The 13,861-nt window shown below is 63.0% G+C and carries 9 protein-coding genes, 1 tRNA gene and 3 pseudogenes; 3 read left to right on the top strand and 10 right to left on the bottom strand.

All coding sequences use genetic code 11. The features are described 5' to 3' along the window. Nucleotides 1-156: 156 nt before the first annotated feature. From PHF15_RS11640 to PHF15_RS11610, 7 genes and pseudogenes are all read right to left on the bottom strand, one after another. A pseudogene (locus tag PHF15_RS11640) lies at nucleotides 157-1,477 on the bottom strand (UDP-glucose/GDP-mannose dehydrogenase family protein). 160 nt (nucleotides 1,478-1,637) lie between these two features. Beyond that, nucleotides 1,638-2,729, bottom strand: coding sequence for a GDP-mannose 4,6-dehydratase (gmd, locus tag PHF15_RS11635; RefSeq protein WP_300121317.1), 1,092 nt, complete (start codon nucleotides 2,727-2,729; stop codon nucleotides 1,638-1,640). A gap of 136 nt (nucleotides 2,730-2,865) precedes the next feature. Beyond that, entirely contained in the window at nucleotides 2,866-3,906 is a 1,041-nt protein-coding gene (locus PHF15_RS11630) for a GDP-L-fucose synthase (RefSeq protein ID WP_300121315.1), read from the bottom strand. A gap of 100 nt (nucleotides 3,907-4,006) precedes the next feature. Next, on the bottom strand, nucleotides 4,007-4,507 hold the full coding sequence (locus tag PHF15_RS11625; protein WP_300121313.1) for a transcription termination/antitermination NusG family protein: 501 nt from the start codon (nucleotides 4,505-4,507) through the stop codon (nucleotides 4,007-4,009). Between the two features lie 139 nt (nucleotides 4,508-4,646). Next, nucleotides 4,647-4,733, bottom strand: a tRNA-Leu gene (locus PHF15_RS11620). A 45-nt stretch (nucleotides 4,734-4,778) separates the two neighbouring features. Then, the gene (locus tag PHF15_RS11615) at nucleotides 4,779-7,949 is read right to left on the bottom strand and encodes an efflux RND transporter permease subunit (RefSeq protein WP_300121312.1); all 3,171 of its coding nucleotides are present in this window, start codon (nucleotides 7,947-7,949) and stop codon (nucleotides 4,779-4,781) included. Between the two features lie 7 nt (nucleotides 7,950-7,956). Continuing rightward, on the bottom strand, nucleotides 7,957-9,099 hold the full coding sequence (locus tag PHF15_RS11610; RefSeq protein ID WP_300121311.1) for an efflux RND transporter periplasmic adaptor subunit: 1,143 nt from the start codon (nucleotides 9,097-9,099) through the stop codon (nucleotides 7,957-7,959). Between the two features lie 107 nt (nucleotides 9,100-9,206). Between PHF15_RS11610 and PHF15_RS11605 the strand changes: the two genes are divergently transcribed. Beyond that, the gene (locus tag PHF15_RS11605) at nucleotides 9,207-9,443 is read left to right on the top strand and encodes a DUF904 domain-containing protein (protein ID WP_300121310.1); all 237 of its coding nucleotides are present in this window, start codon (nucleotides 9,207-9,209) and stop codon (nucleotides 9,441-9,443) included. Continuing rightward, nucleotides 9,440-9,766, top strand: a complete 327-nt coding sequence (locus PHF15_RS11600) for a cell division protein ZapA (protein ID WP_300121309.1) — start codon at nucleotides 9,440-9,442, stop codon at nucleotides 9,764-9,766. The genes PHF15_RS11605 and PHF15_RS11600 overlap by 4 nt, the downstream gene beginning before the upstream one ends. Here the strand turns inward: PHF15_RS11600 and PHF15_RS11595 are convergent. Next, nucleotides 9,767-10,564 (bottom strand): annotated as a pseudogene (locus tag PHF15_RS11595) (crotonase/enoyl-CoA hydratase family protein); the annotation flags it as partial. It abuts the gene before it with no gap. A gap of 75 nt (nucleotides 10,565-10,639) precedes the next feature. Further along, a pseudogene (locus PHF15_RS11590) lies at nucleotides 10,640-12,658 on the bottom strand (NADPH-dependent 2,4-dienoyl-CoA reductase); the annotation flags it as partial. 92 nt (nucleotides 12,659-12,750) lie between these two features. Between PHF15_RS11590 and PHF15_RS11585 the strand changes: the two are divergent. Beyond that, a complete protein-coding gene (locus tag PHF15_RS11585; protein WP_300121308.1) occupies nucleotides 12,751-13,278 on the top strand; it encodes a PadR family transcriptional regulator in 528 nt (175 codons plus the stop codon). A gap of 55 nt (nucleotides 13,279-13,333) precedes the next feature. Here PHF15_RS11585 and PHF15_RS11580 read toward each other — a convergent pair whose 3' ends face one another. Continuing rightward, nucleotides 13,334-13,720: a hypothetical protein gene (locus PHF15_RS11580; protein WP_300121307.1), complete on the bottom strand. Its 387-nt coding sequence runs from the start codon at nucleotides 13,718-13,720 to the stop codon at nucleotides 13,334-13,336. Between the last annotated feature and the right edge of the window lie 141 nt (nucleotides 13,721-13,861).

Genomic DNA, 13,861 nt, shown 5'->3' with positions numbered 1-13,861 from the left:
CATATCAGAGTGATCCACCGTCGCCCCACAGCCTTGTAGCCCCTGAACCACAGTCACTGACTCAGAAAAACCAAGAAACAGAGAAAAAACCTAATCAACTTATTGACAGGTCAATCCATATCGGGAGTCGCGCCCTCGCGACGAAGGTTTTTGGGGTCAGCCATGATTGCCCCGCCCGATGGCCACATACTGCAGGCCGTTTTCCTGCATGGCTCGCGGTTCATATAAATTGCGCCCATCAAAAATAACCGGGGCTTTCATGGCCGCCTTGAGCGCCGTCCAGTTGGGGCTGCGGTAGGCTTTCCACTCGGTGACGATGATCAGCGCGTCGGCGCCCTGCACGGCTTGCATGGGTTTGTCGGCAAACTGCAGCTTGTGCAGCAAGGCGGGTGCGTCGGCCAGGTCGAGCGCGAGCACGCGCTTGGCTTCTTCTTCGGCCACGGGGTCGTGCGCGGTGATGCTGGCGCCGGCGCGCAGCAGTGCGCTGATGATGACGCGGCTGGGGGCGTCGCGCATGTCGTCGGTGTTGGGTTTGAAGGCCAGGCCCCACAGGGCAAAGGTTTTGCCAGCCAGGTTGCGGCCGTATTTGGCGAATATTTTGTTGACCAGCACCTGCTTCTGATCTTGGTTGACGGTCTCCACGGCTTCCAACACGCGCAGGGTTTGGCCGTATTCGCGGGCGGTGTGGCCCAGCGCCTGCAGGTCTTTGGGGAAGCAGTTGCCGCCGTAGCCGGTGCCGGCGTACAAAAAGCTGTAGCCAATGCGCGGGTCTGAGCCAATGCCCTGGCGCACCAGTTCGATGTCGGCGCCCACTTTGTCGGCCAGATTGGCCAGCTCGTTCATGAAGCTGATGCGGGTGGCGAGCATGGCGTTGGCGGCGTATTTGGTGAATTCAGCGCTTTTGACATCCATGACGCGGGTGCGTTCATGGTTGCGGTTGAACGGGGCGTAGAGCTGGCGCATGACCGCCAGGGCTTTTTCGCCTGCGGCGTCGTTGGCGATGCCCAGGACGATGCGGTCCGGGCGGGTGAAGTCTTCCACCGCCGCGAATGCCCCGGGCTTCCAACTCTGCCTTGATGGCGGCGGCAACCTTGTCTGCTGTGCCCACAGGCACGGTGGATTTGTCCACCACCACTTTAAAGTCGGTCATGTGGCGGCCGATGTTGCGGGCAGCGGCCAGCACGTATTGCAGGTCGGCGCTGCCGTCTTCGTCGGGCGGGGTGCCGACGGCGATGAATTGCACGCTGCCATGGGCCACGCTGGCAGCCACATCGGTGGAAAAGGTGAGGCGGCCGGCTTCCACGTTGCGCTCGATCACTTCTTTCAGGCCGGGCTCGTAAATGGGCACGCCGCCGCGGTTGAGCAGGTCGATCTTGGTGTGGTCCACGTCCAGGCAAAACACGTGGTTGCCCAGGTCTGCCAGACAGGCGCCCGTGACCAGGCCGACGTAGCCTGTGCCGATGATGGTGATGTTCATGAGTTAATTGACTCTGGCAAATTCATTCGCGGAGGCATTCGCGGCGGGGGCGCCGCTCCTACAAAGGCATGGGCATCGGTCTCTGTAGGAGTCGCGCCCTCGCGACGAAGGCTGCTGGAATTCATTCGCGGCGGGGGCGCAGCGCCCACTGGGTTCACGATTATTCGACGCTTACGTTGACTTGGTAGCCGTTGGCTTTCAGCAGGGCGTGCTGTTTGGCTTGCTGCAGGTCGAAGGCGGCCATTTCTTCGATTAACTGGTCTAGCGTGATTTCCGGTACCCAGCCCAGTTTTTGTTTGGCTTTGGACGGGTCGCCCAGCAGCGTCTCGACTTCGGTGGGACGGAAATAGCGGGGGTCGATTTTGATGATGGGTTTTCCATCCCAATACCCTACTTCGTTGACGCCCTCGCCTTCCCAGCGGATTTGCATGCCCAGAACGGTGGCCGTTTTTTCAAGAAAAGCGCGCACGCTGTATTGCTTGCCGGTGGCAATCACATAGTCTTCGGGGTGGTCTTGCTGCAGCATGAGCCACTGCATGCGCACGTAGTCTTTGGCGTGGCCCCAGTCGCGCAGGGCGTCGATGTTACCCATGAAGAGGCAGTCTTCCAGCCCCTGGCTGATGTTGGCCAGGCCGCGGGTGATTTTGCGGGTGACAAAGGTCTCGCCACGGCGCGGGCTTTCGTGGTTGAACAGTATGCCGTTGCAGGCGTACATGCCGTAGGCTTCGCGGTAGTTCACCGTGATCCAGTAGGCATAGAGCTTGGCCACGGCGTAGGGGCTGCGCGGGTAAAAGGGCGTGGTCTCGCGCTGCGGGGTTTCTTGCACCAGGCCAAAAAGCTCGCTGGTGCTGGCCTGGTAGTAGCGGGTTTTCTTCTCCAGCCCCAGAATGCGGATGGCTTCCAGAAGGCGCAGGCTGCCCATGCCGACCACGTCTGCGGTGTATTCGGGGGACTCGAATGAAACGGCCACATGGCTTTGCGCGCCCAGGTTGTAGATTTCGTCGGGCTGGGTTTGCTGGATGATGCGCGTGAGGTTGCTGCTGTCGGTGAGGTCGCCGTAGTGCATCGTGAAGTTGGCGTTGTCCACATGCGGGTCCTGGTAGATGTGGTCCACACGCTGGGTGTTGAAGGAGCTGGCCCGGCGTTTGATGCCGTGGACTTTGTAGCCCTTTTCCAGCAAAAATTCAGCCAGGTAAGAGCCATCCTGACCGGTGATGCCGGTGATGAGTGCGGTTTTTTGGTGTGTGGTCATGGTGGTTTGGGGGGGTTAAATACCTTCGCGGCGGGGGCGCCGCTCCTACAGGGGAAATGTGGATTTTTGTATGGGCGTCGCTCCTACAGGGGAGGTGCGGATTTTTGTAGGAGCGGCGCCCTCGCCGCGAATGAATTCAAACAGCCTTCGTGTGTTGCAGGAAATCCTGGTAGGCCAGCTTTAAGCCTTGTTCCAGGTTGACTTTGGCTTGCCACCCCAGCGCGTTCAGGCGGCTGCTGTCCATGAGCTTGCGCGGGGAACCGTCTGACTGGGTGGCATCGAACGTGATCTGGCCCTGGTAGCCTACGGTGTCGCTCACGGCCTGGGCCAGTTGCGCGATGGTGATGTCCGAGCCGAAGCCCACGTTGATGTGACTCAGCATGGGGTTGGTGTGCTGGTCATAAACGGCTTTGGGCAGGTTCATCACAAACACGCTGGCTGCGGCCATGTCGTCCACGTACAAGAACTCACGCCGGGGCGTGCCGCTGCCCCAGATGGCGACGCTGGGGGCGTTGGCTGCCTTGGCTTCATGAAAACGGCGGATGAGCGCCGGAATCACATGGCTGTTTTGCGGGTGGTAGTTGTCGCCCGGGCCATAGAGGTTGGTGGGCATGACGCTGCGGTAGTCCACGCCGTGGCTGGCGCCATATTGGCGGTTGTAGCTTTCGCACAGCTTGATGCCGGCAATTTTGGCAATGGCATAGGGCTCGTTGGTGGGCTCCAGCGGGCCGGTGAGCAGGGCGGCCTCGGTCATGGGCTGCGGCGCCAGGCGCGGGTAGATGCAGCTTGAGCCTAAAAACAGGAGCTTTTGCACGCCATGCTGGAAAGCCGCATGGATGACGTTGGACTGCATCATGAGGTTGTCATAGATGAAGTCCGCCGGATAGGTGTTGTTGGCGTGGATGCCGCCCACTTTGGCAGCAGCCAGATAGACCTGATCGGGTTTTTCTTGTTTGAAGAATTCGTGGACGGCGGCCTGGTTGGTGAGGTCAAGCTCGGCGCGGGTGCGGGTTAAGACATTCGCGGCGGGGGCGCCGCTCCTACAGGGGGGAGCGATGACATTCGCGGCGGGGGCGCCGCTCCCACAGGAGGCGGGAGATTGCAGGGCGCGAACGATGGCGCTGCCTACCATGCCGCGATGGCCGGCTACATAGATTTTGGGTTGCGGGTTGGTCATTTTTAAATAGGATCGGGCAGGCTACCGCAGTGGTTGATGCCTTTCGGGGCAAAAACCACCGTTTTATTATTCTGCCACCCTGCCCCGTTCGGGCGTGGCGTCAAATGAGTTCGATCTGGCCGTGGTCCACATGGACCAGCTGATCCTGACCAAGCAGTTCCAGCAAGACGGCAACGCGTTTGCTCGAGACTGACTTGACCAGGCCCTGAATGCCTTTGAGGGCCGAGTGTTTGAAGCGCACCGCCGTGCCGGGTTGCAGGGGGCTGATGTCGGCCAGCTCAGCGTTGTTTCTTTGTTGCTCGAATTGCTGAATGGCTCGCACGGTGACGTTTTTGACCAGCGCCGGTTCATGGCCGAATCTGACGAGCGACATGACGCCGCGCGTGGAACGGACCGACGCGATGGATTGCGCGGCACTGGCGGGCCGAAAGAACACATAGCGCGGGAACATGACCTCGAAGCCGAGGTAGCTGGTGCCTGGGGAGTTCTTGAAGTTTTTATACAGTGGCAGGTAGGCATGAAAGCCCTGTTGCTGCAAGTTCAGCAGGGCGATCGACTCCTGTTTGGGTTTGGTGTAAACCAGATACCAGATGTGACTCAAGATTTTGAATGCGCGGCCTTTGACTGCACATCCCCCTGTGATATTTTTGCCAATAATGCGTCGCCTATTGTCATGCAATTAGCTCAGGATTCGGCTGGCCCGGCAAATTAATTGGGGTCAGATTCCAATTAAATCGGGGTGGTGCGCGGGGGGGGACTCGAACCCCCACACTGTTGCCAGCGTCAGGACCTAAACCTGGTGCGTCTACCAATTTCGCCACCCGCGCTGATGCTGTTAGGTCAGCGGCGGATTCTAACCGGCCGGATGGCGCTCACCGGCTGTCGGGCGTGACCCGGAACCAGGCGGCGTACATGGCCGGCAGGGCCAGCAGCGTGAGCACCGTGGCCACGATCAGGCCGCCCATGATGGCCACCGCCATCGGCCCCCAGAACACCGAGCGGCTGAGCGGGATCATGGCCAGCACGGCGGCCGCGGCGGTGAGCACGATGGGGCGCAGGCGGCGCGTGGCGGCGCCGACAATGGCGTCCCAGGCCAGCACGCCACGGGCGCGGTCCTGCTCGATCTGGTCGATCAGGATGACCGAGTTGCGCTGGATCATGCCCATCAGCGCAATCACGCCCAGCAAGGCGACAAAGCCGAACGGGCGGTTCAGCAGCAGCAGCGCCCCGGCCACGCCGGCCAGGCCGAGCGGCCCGGTCAGGAACACCAGCACGGCGCGGCTAAAGCTGTGCAGTTGCAGCATCAGCAGTGTGAAGGTGATGAACAGCATGACCGGAATGCCCGCCACGATGCTCGACGAGCCCTTGGCGCTTTCAGCCACGGCGCCGGCCACCTCGATGCGGTAATCGCCCTGCCCGGCTTGCGCCCACTCGGCTTCCAGGCGTTTGAGCTCGGGCAGCAGCTCGGCAGTGACGGTGGCGCCCTGCAGGCCCTCGACAATGTCGCTTTGCACGGTGATGGCGTAGTCGCGGCCCTCGCGCCACATCACGCCGGGCTCCCAGGTGAACACGGGTTTGGCGATTTGCGTGAGCGGGATCGAGCGGCCCGCTGCGGTGGGCAGGTAGGCGTTGGCAATGTCGGTGATGGCACTGCGCTCGCCCTGCGGCTGGCGCAGCACCATGTCGATGAGCTTATCGCCCTCGCGGTACTGGCCCACGGTGGTGCCGCTGAGGATGGTTTTGGCGGCCTGCGCGATCGACTGGCTGGAGACGCCCAGCGCGCGCGCCTTGTCCTGGTCCACCTCGAGGCGCATGACCTTGATGGATTCGTTCCAGTTGTCGTTGACGCCGCGCGTGTTGGCACTTTGCCGCATGAAGGCCTTGACCTCGTCGGCGCGCTCGCGCAGCAGCAGCGGGTCGAGCCCGATCACGCGAAACTGCACCGGGTAAGGCACCGGCGGGCCGTTGGCCAGCAGCTTGACGCGGCCGCGCACCTCGGGGAACTCCTGCGCCAGCAAGACGGGCAACTGGTGCCGCAGCCGCTCACGCGCGGACAAGTCTTTGGGCAGCAGGATCAGCTGCGACACATTGGTTTGCGGGAACACCTGCTCCAGCGGCAAATAGAAGCGCGGCACGCCGGAGCCGATCCACTGCGTGACCGTGGCCACGCCGGGCTCAGCCATCAGGCGTTGCTCGACGCGTTTGGCCACGCCTTCGGTGGCGGCAAAGGAGGTGCCTTCGGGCGACCACAGTTCGATGGTCAGCTCGGGCCGGCTCGAATCGGGGAAAAACTGCTGCTGCACCTGGCTCATGCCGACCAGACCCAGGCCGAACAGCGCCACGGTGGCGCCGATGGTGAGCCAGCGGTGGCGGATGCAGCCGTTCACGGCGCGTTGAAAGGCGCGGTAAAAAGGCGTGTCGTACATGTCATGCGCGTGCGCCTGGCCCGCCTCTGGCGCCTGGTCCGCGGCCAGCACATGCGGCGGCGCCTTGAGCAGGCGCGTGCCCAGGTAAGGCACAAAATAGACCGACACGATCCAGCTCAGAACCAGCGCGATCACCGTGACCGCAAAAATCGCAAAGGTGTATTCGCCGGTCGTGCTTTTGGCCATGCCGATGGGCAGGAAGCCGGTGGCGGTGATGAGTGTGCCGGTGAGCATGGGCATGGCGGTGATCTCGTAGGCGAAGGTGGCAGCGCGCACCTTGTCATAGCCCTCTTCCATCTTGCGCACCATCATTTCCACCGCAATGATGGCGTCGTCCACCAGCAGGCCCAGTGCAATGATCAGCGAGCCGAGCGAAATTTTGTGCAGGCCGATGCCCCAGTAGCTCATGGCCAGAAAGGTCATGGCCATGACCAGCGGAATGGTGATGCCCACCACCAGGCCGGGGCGCGCGTCGAGCGTCCAGCGGCGCCACAGCGGCTGGCGACCCGCGCGCTTGTGCAGCCCGAGGCTGATGAAGCTCACCGCCAGCACAATCGCCACCGCCTCGATCAGCACCTTGACAAATTCGTTGACCGAGCTTGCGACGGACTTTGGCTGGTCCTGGATCTGCCCCAGGCTGACGCCCAGCGGCAAGCTTGTTTCAATGTGCCGCACGGCTTCCGTCAAGGCCTTGCCCAGCGCGATGATGTCGCCGCCCTTGCTCATCGAGACGCCGAGCGCAATCACTTCCTCGCCCTGAAAATGCACCTTGACTGCGGGCGGATCGACATAGTCACGCTTGATCTCGGCAATGTCGCCCAGGCGCAGCTGGCGGTTGCCGGCACGGATTGGCATGGCGCGCAGGTCTTGCACCGCCTTGAACTGGCCGGCCACGCGCACCTGCACCACGTCGAGCGGGGTTTGCACGCTGCCCGCCGAAACCACCGCGTTTTGCTGGTTCAGCTGGGCCAGCACCGCGTCGAGGTCAAGTCCGAGCTGCGCCAGGCGCTTTTGCGAGATTTCGATGAACAGCTTTTCGTCTTGCACGCCAAACAGTTCGACCTTGGCCACGTCGGGCACGCGCAGCAGTTGCTGGCGCACCTCGTCGGCAAAGGTCTTGACCTCGGCGTAGCTGAAGCCGGGCGCCTGCAACGCATAAATGACGCCATAGACATCGCCGAAATCGTCGTTGAACAGCGGCCCCACCACGCCTTGCGGCAAGGTGGCGCGCATGTCGCCGATCTTTTTGCGCACCTGGTACCAGACATTGGCCACCTCGGCGCCGCGGGCGTAGTCCTTGATCTGGAAAATGATGTGGCTCTCGCCCGGCTTGGAGTAGCTGCGGATTTTGTCGGCGTAAGGCACCTCCTGCAGCGTGCGCTCGAGCTTGTCGGTGACCTGCTCGGCCATTTGCTGGGCACTGGCGCCGGGCCAGTAGGCGTGCACCACCATGGCCCGAAAGGTGAACGGCGGGTCTTCGTCCTGGCCGAGCGAGAAGTAGCTGGCGGCGCCCAGCAGCATCAGCACAATCATCAAAAACCGCGTCAGCGGCGCATGTTCGATGGCCCAGCGCGACAGGTTGAAACCTTTTTCAGGTTGCAGGTGGGTTTCGCTCATGCGCGGTTCACCGGGCTGGTGCCACATTGCCGGGCACGGTTTGCGCCCGACTGGTGGTGTCGATCGAGGTGTCGGCCTGGTAGCGCGTGACCTTTTGGCCCGGCGCCAGCACATGCACACCGACCACCACCACCTGCATGCCCGGCTGCAGGCCGCCCGACACGATCACATCGTTGCCGTCGGCGGTGGCAATTTGCACCGTCTGCGGCTTGACGGTCATGCTGGCGGGATCGAGCACCCAGACGGCGCTGACTTGGCCCTGCTGCCACAGCGCGCTGGTGGGCAGCTTGATGACCGGCGCGCCGACATGTTGCAGCGACCGCGGCAGCACCGACACCGTGCTGCCCAGCGCCAGATCGTCTTTGGCTTGCAGGGCGACCTTGACGCTGAAAGTGCGGGTGACGGGGTCGGCGCTGGCGGCCACTTCGCGCACCACCCCTGCCAGCGTTGCGCCGGTTGACCAGACACGCACCTGCGCTGGCGTGCCCGCCTTGATGGCAGCCACCTTGTCTTCGGGCACGGCAAAGACCACGTCGCGCGCGCCGTCGTGGGCCAGCTGCAGCACCGGGGCGCCGGCCGCCACCACCTGGCCGCGCTCGGCCAGCACGGCTGTGACCACGCCGGCGGCATCGGCATGCAAACTGGCATATGCGGCCTGGTTGCCCTGCGCCGACAATTGCGCCTGCGCCTGGTCGAGTTGCGCCTGGGCGGACTTGGAAACGGCCTCGCGTCGCTCCAGTTCGGCGCCGCCGATGAAACCCTGACTCTTGAGTTCGGTGTAGCGCTTGAAGTCTGCCGCCGCCAGGTCGCGGCTGGTGCGCGCGGCGGCTACCTGGGCGCGGGCCGCATCGGTGGCCAGCGTGAGGTCTTGCGCATCGAGGCGGGCCAGCAACTGCCCGGCCTTGACGCGCTGGCCCGCTTCGGCCGGGCGCTCCAGCAGCTTGCCACCCACGCGAAAGCCGAGCTTTGATTCGACCCTGGCGCGCACCTCGCCGGCGTATTCCAGCGTGCTGTTCGCGCCTTGCACGCCAACGGTGACCACTTTGACGGCGCGAATCGGCTCGGCGGGCGGTGCCTGCTTGGAGCAGGCGGCCAGGATGGCCGCGAGCGCCATCAGCCAGATCACTTTAAAACCGGTAGCGTTGCGCATGAGCTTTCGTCCCTCTTGATTTGTTCTTGTCTTCGTTGATTCTCGCGCACATTTTAATAACTGTTTGGTCATTAAAATGCTGCGCCAGAATCCTACAATCCACGTCTATGCCAGACCAGTCACCCATTGACCAAATTGCCGAGCGGGTTGAGCGCCTGCTGTTGCGCCACGAAGAGCTCAACCGCACCAATGCCCTGCTTTACAAGGAAATCGAGATGCTGTCGCAGGAGCGCGATTCCCTCAAGTCGCGTCTGAGCGCAGCCCGGGCGCGCGTCGATGCGCTGCTGGCGCGCTTGCCCGGGGCTGGTTCAGCCCCCTTGAACGGCGCCGGAGGTTCCGTATGAAGCAGCTCGAGGTCCACATCATGGGGCAGAGCTATTTGCTCGGCTGCCCGGAAGGCGGCGAGGCGCGGTTGCTGAACGTGGTGGCCCGCGTGGACGACGCCATGTGCAAGATACGCGAAGCCGGCAAGGTGCGCGCGCGTGACCGCATCGCCGTGCTGGCGGCGCTCAACCTGGCCTTTGACACGCCAGAGGCCGGCGGCGCGCCAACGGCACCCCAGGCGGCATCTGGTGGCGCACTATTGCAGCCCGATGAAAGCGTCAAAATCAGTCAGCTCATCAAGCGCCTGGACGACGCCCTGGCCAGCGACAGCCAGCTGATCTAGTCAATCCTTGAACTTGGGCGGGCGTTTGCCCATGTTGGCCATCATGGCTTCCTGCAAGTCGTTGGACAGCAGCATGGCGGCGTTCCAGGTGGCCACGTAGTTCAGGCCGTCGGCCACCGAATGGTCACGCGCATAGGAGATCATTTCCTTCACACCCCGGATTGACAGCGGTGACTTGGTGGCAATGGTGGCGGCGATCTCGCGCACACCGTTTTGCAGCGCCTCGCGCGAGTCGAACACACGGTTCACCAGCGTCATTTGCAGCGCCTCGACCGCATCGAATTTGCGCCCGGTGTACGCCAGCTCGCGCACCATGCCTTCGCCAATGAGCTTGGGCAAACGCTGCAAGGTGCCGACGTCGGCGGTCATGCCGATGTCGATTTCCTTGATGCTGAAAGAAGCATCGGCCGAGCAGTAGCGCATGTCGGCGCAGCAGATCAGGTCGATGCCGCCACCAATGCAGGCGCCGTGAATGGCGACCAGCACCGGCTTGCGGCAGCGCTCCAGAGCAGTCAACGAGTCTTGCAGGTCGAGGATGACCTGGCGCAGGTTTTCTCGGGTGCGGGCCTCGCAGTCGTTTTGGATCTGGTCGCCCATGCCCATCATCATCTGCAGGTCGATGCCGCTGGTGAACAGCTTGCCCTCGCCTTCCAGAATCGCCACGCGCGCGTCTGGGCTGGCATCCACCCATTTGAAGACCTGGCGCAGCTCGTGCCACATGACCAGGTTCATGGCATTGGCCTTGTCGGGGCGGTTGAGTTTGATGGTGGCGATGTGGTCCTGCAAACTCACGTTCAGGGTTTCATAAGGCGAGGCGCCTGTTTTCGCGGCGCGTTCGGCGCTGATGCGCGGCGCGCCAGCGGTGGCTGACGCCAGCGCAATGGCCAGCTCCAGGCCCTGCTTGATGGCGCGTTTGGCATCGAGCTCTGCGGCCTCGTCGGCGCCGCCAATCAGGTGCACGGCCAGGCCGGCAGCTTGCAGTTCTGCCTGCAGTTCGCGCTGCGGTTCCTGACCCGCGCAGATGACCACGTTGTCCACCGGCAGCATGCGCGCTTCACCGTTGACCGTGATGTGCAGGCCCGCGTCGTCAATTTTGCGGTAGGTCACGCCGGCGAGCATCTCGACGTGGCGGTTTTTCAGCGAGGTGCGGTGAATCCAGCCGGTGGTCTTGCCCAGGCCATCACCCACCTTGCTGGCCTTGCGCTGCAACAAATAGACCTTGCGCGCCGCTGCCTCGATGTGCGCCGGCGCCAGGCCACCGCGCGTGCTGTAGTGCGTGTCCACGCCCCACTCGGCAAAGAATTTGGCCTTGTCCAGGCTCGGGCTGGTGCCCTCATGCAGCAGGTATTCAGCGGTGTCGAAGCCGATGCCGCCAGCACCGATCAGCGCCACCGTTTTGCCCACCGGCTTTTTGTCGCGCAGCACGTCGAGGTAGCTGAGCACCTTGGGGTGGTCGATGCCCTCGATCGGCGGCGTGCGCGGCGTGACGCCGGTGGCCAGCACCACGTGGTTGAAGCCGTCAGCGATCAGGTCCTGGGCCTTGACGCGCCTATTGAGCTTGAGCGACACGCCGGTCAGCCCGATCTGCTTGCCAAAGTAGCGCAGCGTCTCATAAAACTCCTCCTTGCCCGGCACCTGTTTGGCAATGTTGAACTGGCCGCCAATCTCTGACGCGGCGTCAAACAGCGTCACATCGAAGCCGCATTGCGCGGCGGCGGTGGCAAAGCTCAAGCCGGCCGGGCCGGCGCCGACCACGGCAATTTTGTCGCGGCTGGCGGCTGGCGTGATGTTGATCAGGGTTTCGTGGCAGGCGCGCGGGTTCACCAGGCAACTGGTGACCTTGCCGGCAAAGGTGTGGTCCAGGCAGGCCTGGTTGCAGCCGATGCAGGTGTTGATCTCGTCGGCCTTGCCCGCAGCCGCTTTTTGCACGAACAGCGGGTCGGCCAGGAACGGCCGCGCCATCGACACCATGTCGCAAAAGCTGTCGGCCAGAAGCTGCTCGGCCACCTCGGGCGTGTTGATGCGGTTGGTGGCCACCAGCGGAATGCCGACCTTGCCCTTGAGCTGTTGCGTGACCCAGGCCCAAGCCGCGCGCGGCACCTTGGTGGCGATGGTGGGAATGCGCGCCTCGTGCCAGCCGATGCCGGTGTTGATGATGCTGGCGCCCGCCGCTTCGATGGCCTGCGCGAGCTGGATCACCTCGTCGAGCGTGGAGCCGCCTTCGACCAGATCGAGCATCGACAGGCGGTAGATGATGATGAAATTCTGGCCCACTTTTTCGCGTGTGCGACGCACGATTTCGACCGGGAACTTGATGCGGTTGGCATAGCTGCCGCCCCATTCGTCGTCGCGCTGGTTGGTGCGGACGGCGATGAATTCGTTGAGCAGGTAGCCCTCGGAGCCCATGATCTCGACGCCGTCGTAACCCGCGCTTTGCGCCAGCGCGGCGCAGCGCACGAAGTCGTCGATGGTCTGGTGCACCTCGTCCGCGGTGAGGGCGCGCGGCTTCATCGGGTTGATGGGCGCCTTCAGCGCGCTGGGCGCAACCAGTTGCTCGTGGTAGGCGTAGCGGCCGAAGTGCAGGATTTGCATGGCGATCTTGCCGCCAGCCTGGTGCACGGCGGCGGTCACCGGTTTGTGCTTTTCGGCCTCGGCCTCGGTGGTCAGGCGCGCGCCGCCGGGCATGGGGCGGCCGCGGTCGTTGGGCGCGATGCCACCGGTCACGATCAGGCCGACACCGCCGCGCGCGCGCTCGGCGTAAAAGGCGGCCATGCGGGCAAAGCCGTCCTTGACCTCTTCCAGCCCGACGTGCATCGAGCCCATCAGGACGCGGTTGGGCAGTGTGGTGAAACCAAGGTCCAGCGGAGACAGTAAATGCGGATAAGTGCTCATGAAAAAATCCTGAAGGCGGTGGCTTGCAATTGGATGGGTGCTAATTATGCAACTGGTTGCATAGAGTGTTTCCTCCAATTAGACTCGTTGCCATGGCCTTGTCACACGCGCTCCTGACCTCCCTGCTGGAAAAATCATCATCCGGTTACGACTTGGCACGCCGCTTTGACAAGTCGATCGGTTTCTTCTGGCACGCCACGCACCAGCAGATTTACCGTGAACTCGCTCGCATGGAATTGGCGCTCTGGATTGCGTCAACCAGCGCGCCCGATGCCGGCAAGACCCGTAAACGCATCTACTGCGTGCTGCCCGCCGGACAGGCAGAGCTGCTGCGCTGGGCCGCCGAGCCGTCGGCTGCGATGGATTTGCGCGACGAATTCATGGTGCGCCTGCGCGCCGATGCCGCTTTAGGCTCGCTGGGGCTGGCCCCCGAACTGGAGCGCCGCATTGCGCTGCATGAACAGAAACTGGCGCTTTACCGCGGGATCGAGCAACGCGATTTTGCCGAACCCGGCAAGCTTTCACGCGCTGCGCGCATTCACCACATGATTTTGAAGAAAGGAATTTTGTACGAGGAAAATTCGATCGCTTGGGCGCGGGAGATGATTGAAGTGTTGTAGGAGTCGCGCCCTCGCGACGAAGGGTTTGAAGACATTCGCGGCGGGGGCGCCGCTCCTACATCACAGCCCGGGCGATCAGCAGCCCTGTCACGACCAGCAGGCAGGCCGCCAGCCACAGCAGGCGCACCCGGTTGAGTTCGACCCGCTTGACGAGTTGCGCATTTTGATCGGCCAGCGACTGGATCAGCTCGCTCGACGCCAGCATTTGCTGGTGCAGGTCGGCCACTGCCACTTGCAGCTCGGACACTTGGGACTGCAAGGCGGCCAGCGTCGGTGCGGGCGAACCCGCCACGGCTTGCACCGAGGTTGCGGGGGCGACGGGCACGGTTTTTTTACCGACACTTTGCCAGAGTTTTTTGGCCCCGCTCGCCACCTTGGGCGCGTTTTCAATCACGTCGCCCCAGGGCACCAGTTTCAACACGGTCAGCCAGCCGATTGCCATTGATTCACTCCTTGCAATAAAACCCAAGCCTAACCCAAACCACAATCCCCGATAATCGGGCGAATGGCCATGATGCACGATTAACTTCGATCAAGCGCGCCACGGTCCGGCACTTCTCACCAAAATATAGTTCCAAACACC

Source organism: Rhodoferax sp., assembly GCF_028689295.1.
Lineage (GTDB): Bacteria > Pseudomonadota > Gammaproteobacteria > Burkholderiales > Burkholderiaceae_C > Rhodoferax.
The sequence above is the reverse complement of the archived record's forward strand: the minus strand, read 5'-3'. Positions and strand labels throughout refer to the sequence as shown.

Excerpts from the sequence above, each read along its gene's own strand:
- PHF15_RS11630 (WP_300121315.1), bottom strand. The coding sequence starts at position 3,906 with ATGACCAACCCGCAACCCAAAATCTATGTAGCCGGCCATCGCGGCATG.
- gmd (WP_300121317.1), bottom strand. The coding sequence starts at position 2,729 with ATGACCACACACCAAAAAACCGCACTCATCACCGGCATCACCGGTCAG.
- PHF15_RS11610 (WP_300121311.1), bottom strand. The coding sequence starts at position 9,099 with ATGCGCAACGCTACCGGTTTTAAAGTGATCTGGCTGATGGCGCTCGCG.
- PHF15_RS11600 (WP_300121309.1), top strand. The coding sequence starts at position 9,440 with ATGAAGCAGCTCGAGGTCCACATCATGGGGCAGAGCTATTTGCTCGGC.
- PHF15_RS11585 (WP_300121308.1), top strand. The coding sequence starts at position 12,751 with ATGGCCTTGTCACACGCGCTCCTGACCTCCCTGCTGGAAAAATCATCA.
- PHF15_RS11605 (WP_300121310.1), top strand. The coding sequence starts at position 9,207 with ATGCCAGACCAGTCACCCATTGACCAAATTGCCGAGCGGGTTGAGCGC.
- PHF15_RS11580 (WP_300121307.1), bottom strand. The coding sequence starts at position 13,720 with ATGGCAATCGGCTGGCTGACCGTGTTGAAACTGGTGCCCTGGGGCGAC.
- PHF15_RS11615 (WP_300121312.1), bottom strand. The coding sequence starts at position 7,949 with ATGAGCGAAACCCACCTGCAACCTGAAAAAGGTTTCAACCTGTCGCGC.